The sequence below is a fragment of the Kitasatospora viridis genome, assembly GCF_007829815.1.
Taxonomy (GTDB): Bacteria; Actinomycetota; Actinomycetes; order Streptomycetales; family Streptomycetaceae; genus Kitasatospora; species Kitasatospora viridis.
Genome location: NZ_VIWT01000003.1, coordinates 274,448 through 290,325, shown reverse-complemented (window position 1 = coordinate 290,325; position 15,878 = coordinate 274,448). Strand labels below are relative to the sequence as shown.

Below are 15,878 nucleotides of genomic sequence, written 5' to 3'. Positions count from 1 at the left end.
GGCCACGGTTTCCCGGTGCCTTTCGGGCCGGAGTTCCCAGGGGCTACGATGACGCCAATTCGCCTGCCGCACACGGTTGGTGGCGCGTAAATACCTGGAGGATGCCATGGGAACCGTCGCGATGAAGTTCGACCACGTCCGGCTGGACGTTTGTGACATCGAACGATCCGCGGAGTACTACACCGCCGCCCTGGGGCTGCGCGAAGTGGTCCGCTACACGGTCGACCAGCGGGTGATCCTGCAGGTGGCCCCGGAGGGGCTGCCGCCCGGCATCGAGCTGTGGCAGGAGGCCGGCCTCACGCCGGTCCCGCACCGCACCCAGCACGCGGCCTTCTCGGTCAGCGACGTGCCCCGACTCGTCGAGCACGTGCGGTCGCTGGGGTACCCGATCACCGAGGAGCCGTACCGGATCGGCGAGGAGACGGTCGCCTTCCTCACCGACCCGGACGGCCACCTGATCGAGCTCAACGACTTCCGCGGCCGCGGGATCGCCGAGGCCGGGAGCGGGCTGCCCGCGCGGACCGAGCACGACGGCTGAACCGGACCACACCTGCCCCGAACGGCTTGCGGGGCAGGTGGGTTCACCCTCTCCCTCGCTCCAACCGCACGTTGTTCACCACCTTGCTGGCGTAGTCGAGCTTGTAGGGGTAGTCGCCGCGCATGAGGTCGAAGACCCGCACCCCGGCGGCGAGGAAGTCCTCGACCATGGCGGCGACCAGCTGGTGCCCCGGCGACAGGCGCCGGAAGGACTGGTCGAAGGCGGTGCGGTAGGCCCAGTAGCGGTCGCGGTGCAGGAAGCCGTAGTAGGCGGCCACGGGGGCGCCGTCCAGCCGCAGTTCGGTGAGCACCGCACCGCTGTCCGGCTGCTCGGCCACACCGGCGAAGGTCCGGTCCACCACCCCGCCGTCGAACGGCGCCACCGCGTCCGGCCGGTCCCGCCACTGCTCGGCGTGCATCGCGAAGAAGGACGGCAGCCTGGCGCGCAGTTGTTCGGGGTCGCGCCAGTGCACCAGGCTCACCTCGCCCTGCCGGGCGAGCAGCCGGCGCTTGCGGACCGTCTCCTTGCGCTCCACCACGGCGGCGACCCGCTCGGGGTCGGTCAGGTCGATCGACACCACGGGGCTCGCCGGGCTCTCCCGGGCGCCCAGCAGCAGGCCCGCCCGGTGCAGCAGGCCGCCGGCCACCACGTCCGGCAGGTCCAGGCTCGCGCCCTCGCTCCGCTGGACCTCGTCGAGCGCCTCGGCCAGGGCCTGTGCGGCGCCGGCCGGCTCGGCGTGCGGGGCCGGGCCCTCGGTCCAGGCCTCGTGGTAGTCCGCCCACGGCCAGGAGAGCGGGCGCAGCACCGGCCCCGCCTCCTCGGCGTGCAGTTGCAGCCCGACGCGGACCGTCTGGCCGTCGGTGGTCCCCGCGCGCACCAGGAGCGGAACGGCCCCCTCGGCGGCGGCCGCCTCCGTCACCCAGGCCCGGCACCAGCCGGCGCTCTGGAAGGGCGTCGGCGCCCGCGGTCGCGGTGCGGCGAGCTCCGCCGGCACCTCGGGCCCGCGCAGCACCCGCAGCCCGGCGGTGGGCGACGGACCGTCGCCGGTTGGACAGGACAACTCGGGCCCCGGCACCATCAGCCTCCCGCACGTCGTGAACGGCACTCGCAATGCGTCGCCGGTCGAATCGCCTGACGGATCGTCAGTCATTGCCCGATCCGATCCGGTCGGACCGTCATTCGAGCTTGCCAGCGGGCCGGACGGGGTGTCCATCAACCACCGGCCTCACGATGGTGCATGGCATCAACCGGAGGTCCGTCGGCAAGCTCGAATGGGATGAGGCCGGCGAGTGGACCGGGTCCGCCGCGCGCCGTCAGTCCTGGGCGTCCAGGAGTTGACGGCCCGCCACCAGGTAACCGGCCTGGAAGCGGCTCTCCGCGCCGGCCTGTTCCATGATTTCGGCGATGTGGCGCCGACAGGTGCGCACCGAGATGCCCATCCGCCGGGCGATCGTGTCGTCGCGCACGCCTTGGACGAGCAGTCGCAGGATGCTGCTCTTCACGGAGTTCGCCAGCGCACGTTCCTCGCTCTGCGACCGCAGCTCGCCGACGAACTCCATTCCGTGGCCCCAGGATTCGTCGAAGATGCCGCACAGGAAGGCCACCACGGCGGGTTCGCGCACCACCACCGCGCCGCGCTCGGAGCCGGCCGCAGGAATGAAGGCCATCTCCCGGTCGAAGATGATCATCTTGCTGTTCAGCTCGCGGACCGTCCTGATCTGCGCGCCGGCCTTGGCCGCCTTTCCGACGTAGTCCCGGGTCGCGGCGTCGAAACGGGCGGAATGCTGGTAGAGCGTGCGGAACTTGACGCCGCGTTCGAGGAGCGCCTCGTCCCGCCGGAACGCGCGCTGCAACTGTTCGCGCGGCCGTCCGCCGCCCGGCTGCATCGTGATGACCTCGCTGGTGCAGGAATTGGCGGCCTCGTCGAGCAGGGCGTTCACGCTGGCGCGGTCGGGGAGGACGTCGATCTCGTCCTTCTCGCGGCGCTTGCGGCTCTCCGTGGCGAGGTACATCGACATCAGGGGATCGAACTGGCTCCGGGTCTGGTTGGCCGCCCGCTGGACCCGCTGGATGTGGTCCTCCAGTGGTCCGACGATCTCCGCGGCGGCCACGTCCGGCCGGCAGGCGACCACGTTGGTGCCGTCCGGCAGCGGGCGCAGCAGCCGCATCTCGGTGAGGGTGCTCACCGTTTCGGCCAGCTGGTCCCGGCTCAGGTCCAGTTCGGCGAGCATGGCTTCCGGATCGACGTATCCGCGCTCCAGTACCCACCCGTACACGCTGTAGGCTTCGTGGCCCAGCGGTTGAACGAGTGCTTGCGTCTCACCTGGCTGGGATTCATCCAGCTGTTGGGACACGCCTGTTTGTCGGCTCATCTTTTTCCTGACTTGCTTCTCTGGTCAGTTCCTTCCCTGGTCCCCCACCAGGCTCCCGACGGATACACTCGTGACCGGTGTCCGGTCGGCGGACCGGAGACGGTCGGTGTTCGAAGCAGGCTCGGCCCCCCGAGGTCGTTCGACTACGCAACCACGCTCCTGCCAAGGTGCTGGCAGGTTGCCACATCATCGCCGAGCCCCCGCCGGTTTGACCAGTACTTCCATCAACCGACCGCGGGCCCCGGGGCGGTGGTCGCCCACCGGTGGCGGCCGGTGTGTTCGCCGACCGACGTTCCCCGTCTTCCCTTCCTTACAACGGGTCTGACGCCCAGTCGGTTCACCGCGGATTCACCGCTCTGCCATCCCCGTCACCAACAGGCCGTTCGCACGCAAGCGTTCGGTGGTGTTCCGGGCCGAGACGAAGTGAATGCCGAGACCGCCGAGTGCCGTGACGGCCTCGACGTTGCGCTGCTTGTCGTCGATGAGGACCAGTTCGCGCAGCGAGCTGCCGGTCCGTTCGCAGAGCAGCTCGAAGAATGCCGCCTCCGGCTTGCGGACGCCGAACTGGTGGGACGCGAACACCTCGACGCCGAGGTCGGCCAGGAAATCACGGCCGACCTCGGCGATCCAGTCCGGGTAGTTGGAACCGACCACGGTGCGGTGGGCGGCGGCGCACTCGACCACGAGTTCCCGCATGCCGGGCAGCCAGCCGTAGCCCTCCCGCCGGACCCGGTGGAACAGTTCGACGTTGAAGGCGATTCCGGCCTCCCGGAGGCTGCGCCAGTACGCCTCCTCCGGAATCTCCCCGCGTTCCAGGCGGTGGTAGACGCCGGGGGGGCGGTCGCGGTCGAACTGTGCGAAGGTGCGCCCGGAAGCTGCCTCGTGGGCCTGCTGGTAGGGGTCGGTCAGCAGGGTCCCCATGAGGTCGAAGACGATCAGCACCCGTTCGCCCGCTGCTGCCACTGCTCCTGGAAGTGCCGGAACAGCGTGGCGGCGCCGCTGCGGACGTCCTCGATCAGCTCGGGCCGGCCGCCCGGCAGCACGCCCTGCAGCCGGCTCTGGTCGGCGCAGGTCCAGTACTGGTACCGGTCCGCAACGGGGTTGGGCACCAACCGGACGTCCAGCTCCGCGCCGCTGAACTCGGCGCACCACTCCAGCAGCGTGGCGAAACTGACGGGGCAGCCGGATCCCAGGTTGTAGACGCCGCTGGGCACCTGGTGGCGCAGCAGGGCGACGACGGTCCGGGCGACCGACTCGACCGGCACGTAATCGCGGCACGCCTTCAGGGTGTCCGCGAAGAGCGTCAGCCGCCGGCCCTGCGCGGCCCCGCGCAGCAGCTGGGAGATGATCGAGGCCATCTGGCCCTTGTGCTCCTCGCCGGTGCCGAAGACGTTGGTGTAGCGCAGCCCCACCCAGGCCGCCCCGGAGCCGTACCGGCCGGCCATCTCCCGGTCCAGGGCCAGCTTGGACTCGGCGTAGCGGTTGAGCGGCCCGGTGCAGACCGAGGCGTCCTCCTCGCTGTCCTCGGCCACGGCGATGCGGCGGTGGATGGTGCCGTAGACGCTGTGGGAGGAGGCGTAGACGAAGAGCGCGCCGCTGTCCGCGCAGGCCTCGGCGAGCGCCAACGGCTGGCGCACGTTGGCGTCCTGGAGCTTGGCCCGGTCGCTCTCCAGCGTGCTGCTGATGGCGCCTTGGTGCACGACCGCCGCGTAGCGCCCGGCGCGCAGGTCGGCGAGCACCGGCGCGTGGTCGGCCCGGCCGAGGACGCAGTCGCTCGCCGGGGCGGTGGCGGCCGGGACCTCCCGGACGTCCAGCGCGGTGACGGCCCAGCCGGCCTCCCGGCAGGCGCGCACCGTGTGGCCGCCCACGAAGCCGGCGGCGCCGGTCACCAGGACCTCCGGTCGCGGGCGGGTGGAGCCCGTCATCCGCACGGCTCCTGACGGGTCGCCAGCACCGACTCGATGACCTTGCGCACCTCGGCCGTCTTGGCCGCCGCCTGCTCGGGGGAGTCGAGCACGGTGACCTCGCCGAGCGTGCCGAGGTACTCGTCGACGACGCCGACGCTGAGCGCCACCGAGCGGGCCAGCAGGTCGTCGGTGCGCGGCAGGTCGCCGGGCGCGCCGTTGCCGACCGCGGTGCGGCCCTCGCCGTCGAGCCGGCCGAACTCGGCGTGCAGCTGGCCCATCAGGGCGTAGTTGTGCTTCGAGGAGGCGGCCAGCGGGCGCCCGCCGAGGGCGGCGGCGACCGCGGTGGCCGTGGCGGGATCGTCGAAGAGCAGGACGTGCACGGTGCCGCACTCGCCCTCGTCGTGGATCACCCGCTCCCGCACGCCGGGCAGGTCCTGGAGTTCGGCCCGCACGGCGGCCTTGAGGGTGCGGCAGCGCTCCAGCAGGCCGTCGAGCCGGCGGGCCTGCACCAGCCCGACGGCCGAGGCGAGCTCGTGCAGCCGCAGGTTGAGGCCCATCCGGGGGCCCTCGTCGACCAGGCCGGCCCGGTCGGGCGCGAAGCCGTGGTCGTGGAAGGCGAACGCCTGCCGGTACAGCGCCTCGGAGTCGGTGGTCAGCAGACCGCCGTCGCCCGCGGTGATCATCTTGCCGCTGTTCAGCGAGAACGCTCCGATGTCGCCGATGGTGCCCACCCGGCGGCCCCGGTAGGAGGCGCCGCAGGCCTGGGCGCAGTCCTCGATCACCGCGCAGCCGGCGGTGCGGGCGATGGCCAGCAGCCGGTCCAGGTCGGCGGGGGCGCCGATCATGTGCACCGGCATGATCGCCTTGGTGCGCTCGGTGATCTTGGCGGCGACGTCGTCGGGGTCGAGGGTGAGGCTCTCGTCGATCTCCGCCAGGACCGGCCGGGCACCGGTGAACAGCACGGCGGCGATCGAGGCGATGAAGGTGTACCCGGGCACGATCACCTCGTCGCCCGGGCCCACGCCCAGCGCCGTCAGCCCCGCGAGCAGGCCCGAGGTGCAGCTGTTGAGCGCGAGCACGTGCCGGCTGCCGAGCAGGCCGGCCATCTCGCGCTCGAACTGCATGGTCCTGGAGACCGTGTCCTCCGCGCCGAAGCGGTAGCGGCCGAGCTGCCGCCCCCTGAGCGCCTCCAGCACCTCGGCTTCCTCGGTGCCGTCAATGAAGTACCACCCGGGTCCGGGCATGCTGATCCCCTCTGACGTGAAGATGATGCGGAAAACGAGATAACGGGCTTGTGTTGCGAGGGAGTTCAGCGCGCGCTGCGCCCGGCGATCTTGTCGATCATGCGGGTGGTGGACCGGCCGTCGAGGTACGGCAGGATCACTGTCCGCCCGCCCCAGGTCTCCACCAGCGCGGCCTCCGGGACGTCGTCCACCCGGTAGTCGCCCCCCTTGACGTACACGTCCGGGCGGATCTGCCGCAGCGCGTCCTCGGGCGTGTCCTCGCCGAAGACGAAGACCCCGTCGACCGAGGCGAGCGAACCCAGCACGGCGGCCCGGTCGACGTCGGAGACCACCGGCCGCTCGGCACCCTTGAGCCGGCGCACCGAGTCGTCGTCGTTCAGGCACACCACCAGGCAGTCGCCGAGCCGGCGGGCCTGCTCCAGCAGCCCGACGTGTCCGGTGTGCAGCAGGTCGAAGCAGCCTCCCGTGGCCACCACCGTGCCGCCGGCGGCCCGCACCCGGGCGACCACCGCCAGTGCGCCCTCGTCGGCTGCGGCGCTCTCCGGCTCGCGCCGCGGCCGCTCCGCCACCGCCGACGCGCCGCCGGCCGCGACGAAGTCGCCGGCCACCTTGACCGCCTCGGTCACCGCCTCGGAGAGCAGGAACCCGTCCGCCAGCAGCCGGGTGGCCGTCGCGGCGAAGCAGTCGCCCGCTCCGCACGGGTCACCGGAGGTGCGCGGCAGGCCCGGCACCACGAGCGGGGAGGAGCCGGCCGCGTCCAGCAGCACGGCGCCCGCCACGCCCCGGGTCACCACGACGCCCGCCGCGGACCAGGCGCCCACCAGCGCCCGGCCGCGGTCGATGTCCGCCCGCAGGCCGGTGCCCTCGGTGCGCGGAGCGGCGACCTCGACGCCCTGGGCGAAGCGGGCCGCCTCCCGGACGTTGGGGGTCGCCAACCGGACTCCGCGCACCGGCGCGGCGCCCCGGGGATGAGGGTCCCAGACCACCGGGCAGCGGGCGGCCGCACGCTCCAGCAGGGCACGCAGCTCGGGGTCCTCGGCGATCCCCCGCCCGTAGTCGGAGACCAGCACGGCCGCCGCCCCGAGCACCGTGGACCGCTCACGTTCCGTCAGTGAACGGCTGAACTCGCTCCTGTCAGCCGAGGCCTGACTGAGCATCAGAAGTGAACGGCCGTCGGTCCGCACCCGCGACTTCACCGGCGTCGGCCCGGCCAGCCCGAGATCGATCACGTCAACGCCCTGCCCGCGCAGCAGGGTTGCGAGCTCGCGTCCGTCCCGGTCGCCCGAGAGCGCCGTGACCAGGGTGACCGGCCGGCCCTCGCGGGCGGCCAGCACGGCCGCCAGCCCGGCACCACCCGGGCGCGCGTGCACCCGCACCTCGTCCACCACCGGGACGGGCGCCTCGGGCGAGAGCCGCTCCACGGTGCCCACCAGGTCACGGTCCAGCAGGGTGTCGCCCACCACGACGAGCGGCGCCGGGCGGTCCGCGGTGGTGTCCTCGGCAGCCGGCGGGCAGACGCCGAGCGCGATGTCGACGCAGGCGCAGATGATGTGGACCGCGACCAGGTGGCACTCCTGCACGGCGGCCGTGGCCGCCGACTCCACCGCCACCACCTCGTCGCAGAGTTCGGCCAGCGGATTGGGGCCCGGGCCGGTCAGCGCCCACACCGCCATGCCCGCCTCGCGGGCCGCCTCGGCCGCGCGCAGCACGTTGGGGCTGCGGCCCGAGGTGGAGAGCAGGATCAGCACGTCGCCCGGCCTGCCGTGGGCCCGCACCTGACGGGCGAACGACTCCTCGTAGCCGTAGTCGTTGCCGATCGCGGTGAGCGCGGAGGTCTCCGCGTGCAGCGCGATGGCCGACAGCGGCTCGCGGTCGTCCCGCAGCCGGCCGACCAGCTCGGAGGTCAGGTGCTGCGCCTCCGCCGCGGAGCCGCCGTTGCCCGCCGCGAGCAGGCGCCCGCCGGCGCTCAGCGTCTCGGCGAGCCGTCGGCCCCACTGCTGGAGCCGCGGGACGTCCACCCCGGCCAGCGCCTGCTGCAACTGGACGATGTGGTCGAGGCCATGGGCGAGCGGCGCGGCGCCCGCCTGCCGCGCTGTCGGGTCGGTCATCGGTCGCTCCTTGCGGTGGTCGGTGGGGGAGCGGGCGGGGCAGCCGTGCGCGCACCCCGATCGGTCGGCCGCTGGGGGCAGCCGTCGGAGGTCAGGGCTGCGCCCGGGCGTGACCCGTCGTCACCCCGCTGCGGTTGCTCCTGTCGCTACTGCCTGCTCGTCGGCCGGCTACCAGCCGGTGTCGCCCACCAGGGCCGGCGCGGCCACCCGCGCGGCCGTGGCCCCCGGCGCCGCGGCTGCCGACGCCCGGCCGTCAGTCTGTCCAGCGCTCACCAGAATGCCGATCAGAGCGGCGAGGACCGCCAGTCGGCCGGCCATCGCGATCATGTTTCCCTTGAACATCCGGTTGGTTTCCCTCTCGTGGCGGAGGCCCGATAGGCGACCGGAAGGTCGCAACTCACGTCTGTTGTTTGAATCCTGACTTTTCGTGATCGCTTCTGTCCATGGGAGTTGAACGTCATGATGCTGCAGTGCCACAACATGACGCCACCGCCCTGCGGTGGCACCGGAAGCGGCCCGGGTGCGCCCGGGGTGACCGTCGGGACGGCACGCGTATCCTGGGGAAACGCGAGACGGTGCCGTCTCTTCGAGCGGCGTCGCCCGCGCTTGGTGGAAGGACGATCGGTGTCCATGGCCGTTGCGGCGGAGGAACTGGAGCCGGAAGACGGCTCGGCGTCGGACGACGGCCCGGAGTCGGGCGACGGCCCGGAGCCGGCGGACGGGGCAGCGCCGCGTCGGCGCAGTCGGCTGTCGGCCGAGCGGGAGCAGGAGCTGTTCGACGGCGTCGTCGTACTGCTGCACGAAGTGGGCTACGAGGCGCTCACCATGGAGCGGGTCGCCGCTTTGACCAAGTCGAGCAAGGCCACCCTGTACCGGCGTTGGGGCGGCAAGCCCGAGTTGGTGGCGCAGGCGATCCGGAACAACCGGCGGGTCGACCTGGCGTCGATCGACACCGGGTCGCTCGCGGGGGACCTGCACCTGATGGTCGAGCTGCTCTCCGAGGCGACGGCCCAGGACGCCGACCTGATGCGGGCGGTGGCCCACGCGGCGGGCCGCAACGAGGACTTGGCGGCGGCGCTGCGGTCGGCCATGGCCGACCGCGAGGCCAGGACGGTGAAGCAGGCGCTGGCCAGGGCGGTGGCCCGGGGCGAGGTCGCCCCGGGGAACCCGGCCGGCCGGTTCGTGCAGCACATGATGCTGGGCGCGGTGCTGGCGCGGTTCGTGCTGGAGGGCGTCGAGGTGGACGGCCCCTACCTGCACGAGTTCGTCGACGCGGTCGTCCTGCCGGCGCTGTCGGGGCGCCCGGCCCCGACCGGGGACTGACTGTTCGTCAGTGCGCCGCCGCCGACAGCTTCTTGGCGTCGTCGGTCGGGTGGGCCCGGCGGTCGACGGGCCGGTGGTCGATCAGCACCAGGGCGATCGCGGCGGCGGCGACCAGGAAGCCGGCCGAGCACCACATCGCGACGTTGTAACCGTGCACCAGGGCCTGCAGCTTGGCGGTGCCCAGCTCGGCGGGGGTCATCCCGCGGTGCAGGTGCGAGGTGGCCCAGGCGGCGGTGGCCGAGGTGGCGATGGTGTTGAGCAGGGCCGTGCCGATCGCGCCGCCGATCTGCTGGGAGGTGTTGACCATCGCCGAGGCCACGCCGGCCTCGGTGGGCCCCACGCCCGAAGTGGCCAGGTTCATCGCGGGTGTGAACGCGGAGCCCACGCCCAGGCCCAGCAGCAGCATGCCGGGCAGCACGACGGAGGCGTAGTCGTCCGTGACGCTCATCCGGGTCATCCAGGCGAGCCCGGCGGCCCCGATCAGGAAGCCCGGGCCCATCAGCAGGCGCGGCGGGACCTTGGTGACGAGCCGGGTGCCGATCTGGGTGGAGCCGAGCATCATGCCGGCGACCATCGGCAGGAACGCGAGGCCGGCGACCACGGGGCTGTACCCGAGCACGACTTGGAGGTAGAAGGTGAGGAAGAGCAGCAGGCCGAACATCCCGGTGACGGCAACGGCCAGCGACAGGTAGGCCCCGCCGCGGTTGCGGTCCCGCAGGACCCGCAGCGGCAGCAGCGGGTTGCGGCTGCGGCTCTCCACGAGCACGAAGAGCGCGAGCAGGACCACGGAGGCGACGAACCGGCCGACCGTGGTGACCGAACCCCAGCCGTCGCTCTCGGCGTTGGCGCACCCGTACACCAGCGTGGCCAGGCCCGCGGAGGAGAGCAGCACGCCGGGGAGGTCGAACCTGGTCGGGCCGGAGCGCGGCCCGACGGGTTCCCGGATCACCAGCACCGCGCCGGTTGCGGCGACGACGGCGAGGCCGACGTTCACGTAGAGGGTCCAGCGCCAGTTGGCGTACTCGGTGAGGAAGCCGCCGAGCACCAGGCCGACGGCCGCGCCGCCGCCGGCCACGACGCTGTAGATGCCGAACGCCTTCGCACGGTCCTTCGGCTGACGGAACGTCAGGGTGATCAGCGACAGCGCGGACGGTGAGAGCAGCGCGCCGAACGCGCCCTGGAGCGCGCGGGCGCCGAGCAGCATCCCGGTGCTGGTCGCGGCCCCGCCGAGCGCGGAGGCGGCGGCGAACCCGATGACGCCGACGAGGAAGGCCCGCTTGCGGCCCCACACGTCGGCGATGCGTCCGCCGAGCAGCAGCAGGCCGCCGAAGGCGAGCGCGTAGCCGGTGACCACCCACTGCCGGGTGGTGTCGGAGAAGCCCAGGTCGTGCTGGGCCGAGGGGAGCGCGATGTTCACGATCGTGCCGTCGACCACCACCATCAGTTGGGCGAGGCAGATGAACCAAAGGGCCCGCCAGCGCCGGGAGTCGGCCGCGGCGCTGTCGGGAACGGGCTGTGCGGACATGGGCACCTGCCTTGGTGAGCCGACGGACTTATCGAGACGCTGGCGTTTCGTTAAGCAGCGTAGCGCACGGGCGGGATTAACGGAACGGCATCGTTTCGATAGTCGGGTTGAGGCGTCGTCAGCGCCCGAGGACGGCCATCGCCGCGTTGTGGCCCGGGATGCCGCTGACACCGCCGCCGCGCACCGCGCCCGCGCCGCAGAGCAGGACGTTGGGGTGGGCGGTGGCCACGCCCCAGCGGTCGGCCTCGGGGTCGGTTTTGGGGTCGGCCTGGCGACCGGCCTGCGGGTCGGTCTGCGGATCGCCGTGCGGGCCGGTGCGGTACGGGAAGGCCAGGTCGCGGTGGAAGATGTTGCCCGCGGGCAGGCCGAGTTCGCGCTCCAGGTCCAGCGGGGTGCGAACCTCGATGCACGGGCGGCCCTGCGGGTCAACCGCCAGGCAGTCGGCGATCGGCTCGTCCAGCACCGCGTCCAGCGGCGCCAGGACCGCCCGCAGCGCCTCCTCACCGCTCACCCCGGCGCCGAACAGCCGGGCCGGCTGGTGCAGTCCGAACAGCGTGAGGGTGTGGTAGCCCCGGGCGTTGAGCTCGGGGCCGAGGATCGACGGGTCGGTCAGCGAGTGGCAGTACACCTCGGACGGCGCGGGCGCGGGCAGCCGGCCCGTCGCGGCCGTGCGGTAGGCCGCCTCCAACTCCTGGTAGGACTCGGCGATGTGGAACGTTCCCGCGAAGGCGTCCGACGGGGGCACCGAGGTGTCCTTCAGCCGGGGCAGCCGCCGCAGCAGCATGTTGACCTTCAACTGCGAGCCCTCCGGCGCCGGTTCCTCCGCAGCCTCGCCGAGCAGCCGGCTCAGCGTCTGCGGCGCGGCGTTGCACAGCACCTTCCCGGCGCCCACCCGGAACTCGGAACCCCCGGCGGCGTAGCCGACTTCGGCCGTGCTGCCGTCCGTCCCGACCGCCGTCACCTCGCAGCCCGTCCGCAGCTCGGCCCCCGCCGCGCGGGCCGCGCCCGCCAGGGCGTCGGTGAGCGCGCCCATCCCGCCCACCGGCACCGACCAGTCGCCGGTGCCGCCGCCGATCACGTGGTAGAGGAAGCACCGGTTCTGCCGCAGCGACGGGTCGTGCGCGTGGGTGAACGTGCCGATGAGCGCGTCCGTGAGCACCACCCCGCGCACCAGGTCGTCCGCGAACCGGCGCTCGACGGCCTCCCCGATCGGCCGCTCGAACAACTCCTCCCAGGCCACCGGATCGTCCACCCGCCGCCGCAGCTCCGCCCGGTCGGGCAGCGGCTCGGTGAGCGAGGGGAACACCCGCTCGGCGACTCGCCCGGTCATCGCGTAGAACCCCCGCCAGGCGTCGAACTCCTTCTCCGAGCCGGTCAGTTCGCGGAACGAGGCGGCGGTGCGGGCCTCGTTGCGCGCGTCCACCAGCAGGCCGGTGGGCCGGCCGCCGCGCACCGTCGGGCTGTACGAGGAGATCCGCCGCGGCCGCACCGCGAACCGCAGCCCCAGGTCCTCGACGATCCTGCGCGGCAACAGGCTCACCAGGTACGAGTACCGGGAGAGCCGGGCCGGCACCCCCGCGAACGCCTCGGTCGAGACGGCGGCCCCGCCGGTGCGGCCGAGCCGCTCCAGCACCAGCACGCTGCGCCCCGCGCGGGCCAGGTAGGCGGCGGCGACCAGGCCGTTGTGGCCACCGCCGACGATCACGACGTCGTAGTACGAGCGATCAGGCTGCATGCGGCCGTCCTACCAGGGCCCGCCACGCTCCGCCAGGGTGCCCGCACCGCCGGGCGCGCCGGCTCAGCCCCCGTCCAGCGACCCGGCGGCGGCCTGGGCCACCGCCTGCACCAGGGAGATCCCGCCGGACTCGGTCGGATTGCCGTCCGAGACCGCCGCGATCAGCAACTGGTGCCCGTTGCGCTGGACCGTCCCGATGCTGTTGATCACCCACAGCCCGGTGTCCGACCGCGGCAGCCAGCCGTTCTTCACCGCGTAGTCGCCGCCGCTCGCCGCCGCGCTCACGCCCCAGCGCTGGTCGCTCTCCACCTGGCCGAGCAGGCCCTGGAGATAACTGCGGGAGGCGGCGGAGAGCAGCGAGTCGCCGGTGAACACCTGGCGCAGCAGCCGCACCTGGTCGTCGGCGGTGGTCGAGGTGAGGCCCCAGTATCCGTCCGTACCGCCCGTGGTGGCGGTCAGCCCGAACCGCCGGTTCGCGGCGTTCAGGCCGCCGTCCTGGCCGATGTCGTTCCACAGGGCGGTCGCGGAGTCGTTGTCGCTGTTCTCGATCATCGCACTGGCCAGGCCCTGCTGATCGGCCGTCAGCGAGGTGCCGCCGTCCTGGGCCTGGAGCAGCAGGGTGGCCAGGATGTCCACCTTGACGATGCTGGCGGTGGCGAACCCGTGCCCGGGAGCGCCGTAGCTGAGCGACTGCCCGGTGGTCAGGTCCGTGACCGAGACCGACACGGCACCGGGGGCCTGGGCGACGGCGCTGGTGAGGGCGGCGTTGGCGACCGGGGCAGCGGGGGCGGGGGCGGGCGGAGCGGTGCTGGAGGGCGGCGCGGCGGTCGGCGAGGATGTCGCCGACGGCTGCGCGGAGGGCTCGGCCGAGGCGGAAGCCGTCGCGGACGGGCGCGGGGAGGCGGGGACGGAGGTCGAGTCGGCCACGACGGACAATCCTGGCCGACTCCCGGCGGAACCGGAATGCCCCCGCAACGGCACGACGATGATCGCTACGGCGGCCAGCAGGCTGATCGGGGTCAGCCGCCTCGCCAGGGAGACGCTTCGCATCGGCATGCTGGATGACGTTAGGCAGCGCCTCTTTGAGCCGCCTTAGGGCAGCATGGGCGTTTCCTAACGCTTCGTGGAGCTGACGGGACGTGAGCTCACCGCGGCGGAGCGTCCCTCGGCAGTGGGCCGGCGTCAGGCCCAGAACTCGTCCGTCGCCGTCATGTCCTCGACGCACTCGTCGAGGTCGGTGATCTTCTCGCCGATGACGCGGAAGACGATGCCGCCCGTCATGTCGATCCGCTTGCCGGCCCGCTCGGCGGTGAAGCGGTGCACGGACATCACGTGGCCGCGGCCGTCGACGAGGACGTGGCGCAGGTCGACGCGGAAGGTGCCGTTGGTCTCGGAGGCAAGCCGGCCGTAGTAGCCGAGGACGGCGTCCGCGCCCTTGAAGTCGCCGGACATCGGGCTGCTGCCCGGGACGTGGTGGGTGCAGTCGGTGGTCATCATGCCTTTGAGCGTCTCCACGTCACCCCGGGAGAACGCGTCGTACCCGGTGCGGATCAGCGCGGCGTGTGGGTGTTCAGCCATGGCTCTTCGCCACCTTCCTGGAAGGCAGGGGATTCGGCTGACTCCTCCACCCTGTCACCGGCGGTGCGGGGGGTCCAGCCCGGGTTCCGCAGGGGCCGGAACGGGTCGGGGGGCTCATGCGGTCGGGACCCGGGCGCGCGGACCGTGAGGGGACGACGAGAACGGCAGCAGTGCGGGGAGGTTCCCGATGCAGGCGTGCGAGGCGCCCTCAGTGTCCGACCGGGTGGTCGCCTACGACCGCGCGGTCCAGGCCGGGCCGTGCCACTACCCCGTGCTGGTGCGGATCGGCCGGCAGGCGGGGGAGGGGCTGGCCGAGGCCGTGCGCGGGCTGGGCGGGGCGCGGTTCCTGGTGGTGGCGGCGAGCGGGGCGCCGGCCCGGCAACTGGGCGCGGCGGTGGCCGCGCTGGCCCTGGTCGGCAAGGTGCTGGTGGTGCGCGGCGAGCGGGTGGCGCTGCGGCTGCCGGTGCCGACGCCGGACACCGTGGTGGTCGCGGTCGGCGGCGGGCGGACCGTCAGGTCGGTGCTCGGCTGGGCGCGGCGGGGGCAGGTGGTGGCCGTGCCGACCACGCTGGCGGCGATGTCCGAGGCGTACGTGCTGCCGGGGTCGGACGGCCCGCGCGCGCCCGCGCTGCTCTGGTGCCGGCCGGACCTGTTGGACGGGCCGCAGCACGCGGGGCTGTACCCGCTGCTGCGCGACGTGTTGGCGATCTGCCCGTACCACCTCGACTCGGTGGCCGGGCGGCTGCGCGCGGACGGGCGGTACGAGCCGGCCGTGCTCGCGTCGTTCGTCGCGCTCTGCCAGGAGGCGCAGGCGGGTGTGCTCACCTTCGACCCGCTCGGGCAGGGACCGGCGGCGGTGCTGCGCTACGGGCAGGGCACCGCGCAGGGGCTGCTGCTGGCGGCGCTGCTGGGCGAGCGGCTCGGGCTGCTGGGCGCCGAGGGGGTGGCCGCCCACCTGCGGCTGCTGGCGCGGGCGGGGCTGGCGACCGAGCTCGGCCCGGGCCCGGGCGCCGAGGTGGCGCGGGAGCTGGTGCTGCTGCGGGCGCTCGGCCGGCCCCGGGTGGCGGGCGGCTCGGTGCTGACGCCGGTGCCGGCCGAGGAGGTGCGGGCGCTGCGCGGGTTCGCGGCCGCCCCGGTCCCGGCCCCGGAAGTCGGCCGGGTCGACTATCCGGTGCCGTCGGCCCGGGCGGCCCGGCCCACCGTCGCGGCATAGGCGCGGCATAGGCACGCCTGAGACCCCCGACCCGGGACCCGGGCGTGACCACGCTCCCGCGCGGTTGGGACATCAGGACGACGACGGTGGGCAGCACGAGACCCCCACCGGACGGAGCACCCCGTGCCTCTCCCCGACAGACCAGCCCCGGAGGATCCAACTCCCGAGCGCACGACTGCCGTTGACGTCCACCTCGACGACTTCGACGACCTCGGCGCCCTCCCGTCGGCCTTCGACCTGTTCGCCGGCGCCTTCTTCGCCAGGCCCGACCTGGCCTTCGCCGCCGCCGCGAACGGCGGGCCGCCGTTCAGCGGCTCGCCCGCCCACTCGTAACC

General features: G+C 73.3%; 15 protein-coding genes. 4 read left to right on the top strand and 11 right to left on the bottom strand.

Annotated features, from left to right (window positions below; genetic code table 11):
- Positions 1–106: 106 nt before the first annotated feature.
- The gene (locus tag FHX73_RS31765; RefSeq protein ID WP_145909395.1) at positions 107–538 is read left to right on the top strand and encodes a VOC family protein; all 432 of its coding nucleotides are present in this window, start codon (positions 107–109) and stop codon (positions 536–538) included.
- Between the two features lie 43 nt (positions 539–581).
- Here the strand turns inward: FHX73_RS31765 and FHX73_RS31760 are convergent, their stop codons facing one another.
- The 7 genes from FHX73_RS31760 to FHX73_RS45090 all read right to left on the bottom strand — a co-directional run bounded on the left by FHX73_RS31760 (position 582) and on the right by FHX73_RS45090 (position 8,511).
- Positions 582–1,598 (bottom strand): GNAT family N-acetyltransferase, encoded by a 1,017-nt coding sequence (locus FHX73_RS31760; protein ID WP_145909394.1) that lies wholly within the window; start codon positions 1,596–1,598, stop codon positions 582–584.
- A 253-nt stretch (positions 1,599–1,851) separates the two neighbouring features.
- Complete coding sequence (locus FHX73_RS31755) at positions 1,852–2,814, bottom strand: LuxR C-terminal-related transcriptional regulator (RefSeq protein WP_145909393.1); 963 nt, start codon at positions 2,812–2,814, stop codon at positions 1,852–1,854.
- Between the two features lie 444 nt (positions 2,815–3,258).
- Positions 3,259–3,873, bottom strand: coding sequence for an HAD-IA family hydrolase (locus tag FHX73_RS31750; protein WP_145909392.1), 615 nt, complete (start codon positions 3,871–3,873; stop codon positions 3,259–3,261).
- Complete coding sequence (locus FHX73_RS31745; RefSeq protein ID WP_145909391.1) at positions 3,846–4,835, bottom strand: NAD-dependent epimerase/dehydratase family protein; 990 nt, start codon at positions 4,833–4,835, stop codon at positions 3,846–3,848. The genes FHX73_RS31750 and FHX73_RS31745 overlap by 28 nt, the downstream gene beginning before the upstream one ends.
- Complete coding sequence (locus tag FHX73_RS31740; RefSeq protein ID WP_145909390.1) at positions 4,832–6,061, bottom strand: DegT/DnrJ/EryC1/StrS family aminotransferase; 1,230 nt, start codon at positions 6,059–6,061, stop codon at positions 4,832–4,834. The genes FHX73_RS31745 and FHX73_RS31740 overlap by 4 nt, the downstream gene beginning before the upstream one ends.
- 65 nt (positions 6,062–6,126) lie before the next feature.
- Positions 6,127–8,169 (bottom strand): D-glycero-beta-D-manno-heptose 1-phosphate adenylyltransferase, encoded by a 2,043-nt coding sequence (gene rfaE2, locus FHX73_RS31735; RefSeq protein WP_145909389.1) that lies wholly within the window; start codon positions 8,167–8,169, stop codon positions 6,127–6,129.
- Positions 8,170–8,337: 168 nt separating this feature from the next.
- A complete protein-coding gene (locus FHX73_RS45090; RefSeq protein WP_170305166.1) occupies positions 8,338–8,511 on the bottom strand; it encodes a hypothetical protein in 174 nt (57 codons plus the stop codon).
- Positions 8,512–8,799: 288 nt separating this feature from the next.
- On the opposite strand from FHX73_RS45090, the gene FHX73_RS31730 reads away from it, so the two are divergent.
- On the top strand, positions 8,800–9,492 hold the full coding sequence (locus FHX73_RS31730) for a TetR/AcrR family transcriptional regulator (protein WP_145909388.1): 693 nt from the start codon (positions 8,800–8,802) through the stop codon (positions 9,490–9,492).
- Positions 9,493–9,499: 7 nt separating this feature from the next.
- Here the strand turns inward: FHX73_RS31730 and FHX73_RS31725 are convergent, their stop codons facing one another.
- The 4 genes from FHX73_RS31725 to FHX73_RS31710 form a co-directional block, all read right to left on the bottom strand.
- Entirely contained in the window at positions 9,500–11,017 is a 1,518-nt protein-coding gene (locus FHX73_RS31725; RefSeq protein WP_145909387.1) for an MFS transporter, read from the bottom strand.
- A gap of 118 nt (positions 11,018–11,135) precedes the next feature.
- Positions 11,136–12,752 carry a phytoene desaturase family protein gene (locus tag FHX73_RS31720; RefSeq protein WP_145909386.1) on the bottom strand — a complete coding sequence of 539 codons (1,617 nt, stop codon included), beginning with the start codon at positions 12,750–12,752 and terminating at the stop codon, positions 11,136–11,138.
- Between the two features lie 63 nt (positions 12,753–12,815).
- Positions 12,816–13,679 carry a serine hydrolase gene (locus tag FHX73_RS31715; RefSeq protein ID WP_246214005.1) on the bottom strand — a complete coding sequence of 288 codons (864 nt, stop codon included), beginning with the start codon at positions 13,677–13,679 and terminating at the stop codon, positions 12,816–12,818.
- A gap of 255 nt (positions 13,680–13,934) precedes the next feature.
- Positions 13,935–14,330, bottom strand: coding sequence for a nuclear transport factor 2 family protein (locus FHX73_RS31710; RefSeq protein ID WP_145909385.1), 396 nt, complete (start codon positions 14,328–14,330; stop codon positions 13,935–13,937).
- A gap of 211 nt (positions 14,331–14,541) precedes the next feature.
- On the opposite strand from FHX73_RS31710, the gene FHX73_RS47380 reads away from it, so the two are divergent.
- Together FHX73_RS47380 and FHX73_RS31700 are read left to right on the top strand one after the other, a co-directional pair.
- On the top strand, positions 14,542–15,543 hold the full coding sequence (locus FHX73_RS47380; RefSeq protein ID WP_145909384.1) for a dehydroquinate synthase/iron-containing alcohol dehydrogenase family protein: 1,002 nt from the start codon (positions 14,542–14,544) through the stop codon (positions 15,541–15,543).
- 123 nt (positions 15,544–15,666) lie between these two features.
- Entirely contained in the window at positions 15,667–15,876 is a 210-nt protein-coding gene (locus FHX73_RS31700) for a hypothetical protein (RefSeq protein ID WP_145909383.1), read from the top strand.
- Positions 15,877–15,878 lie beyond the last annotated feature (2 nt).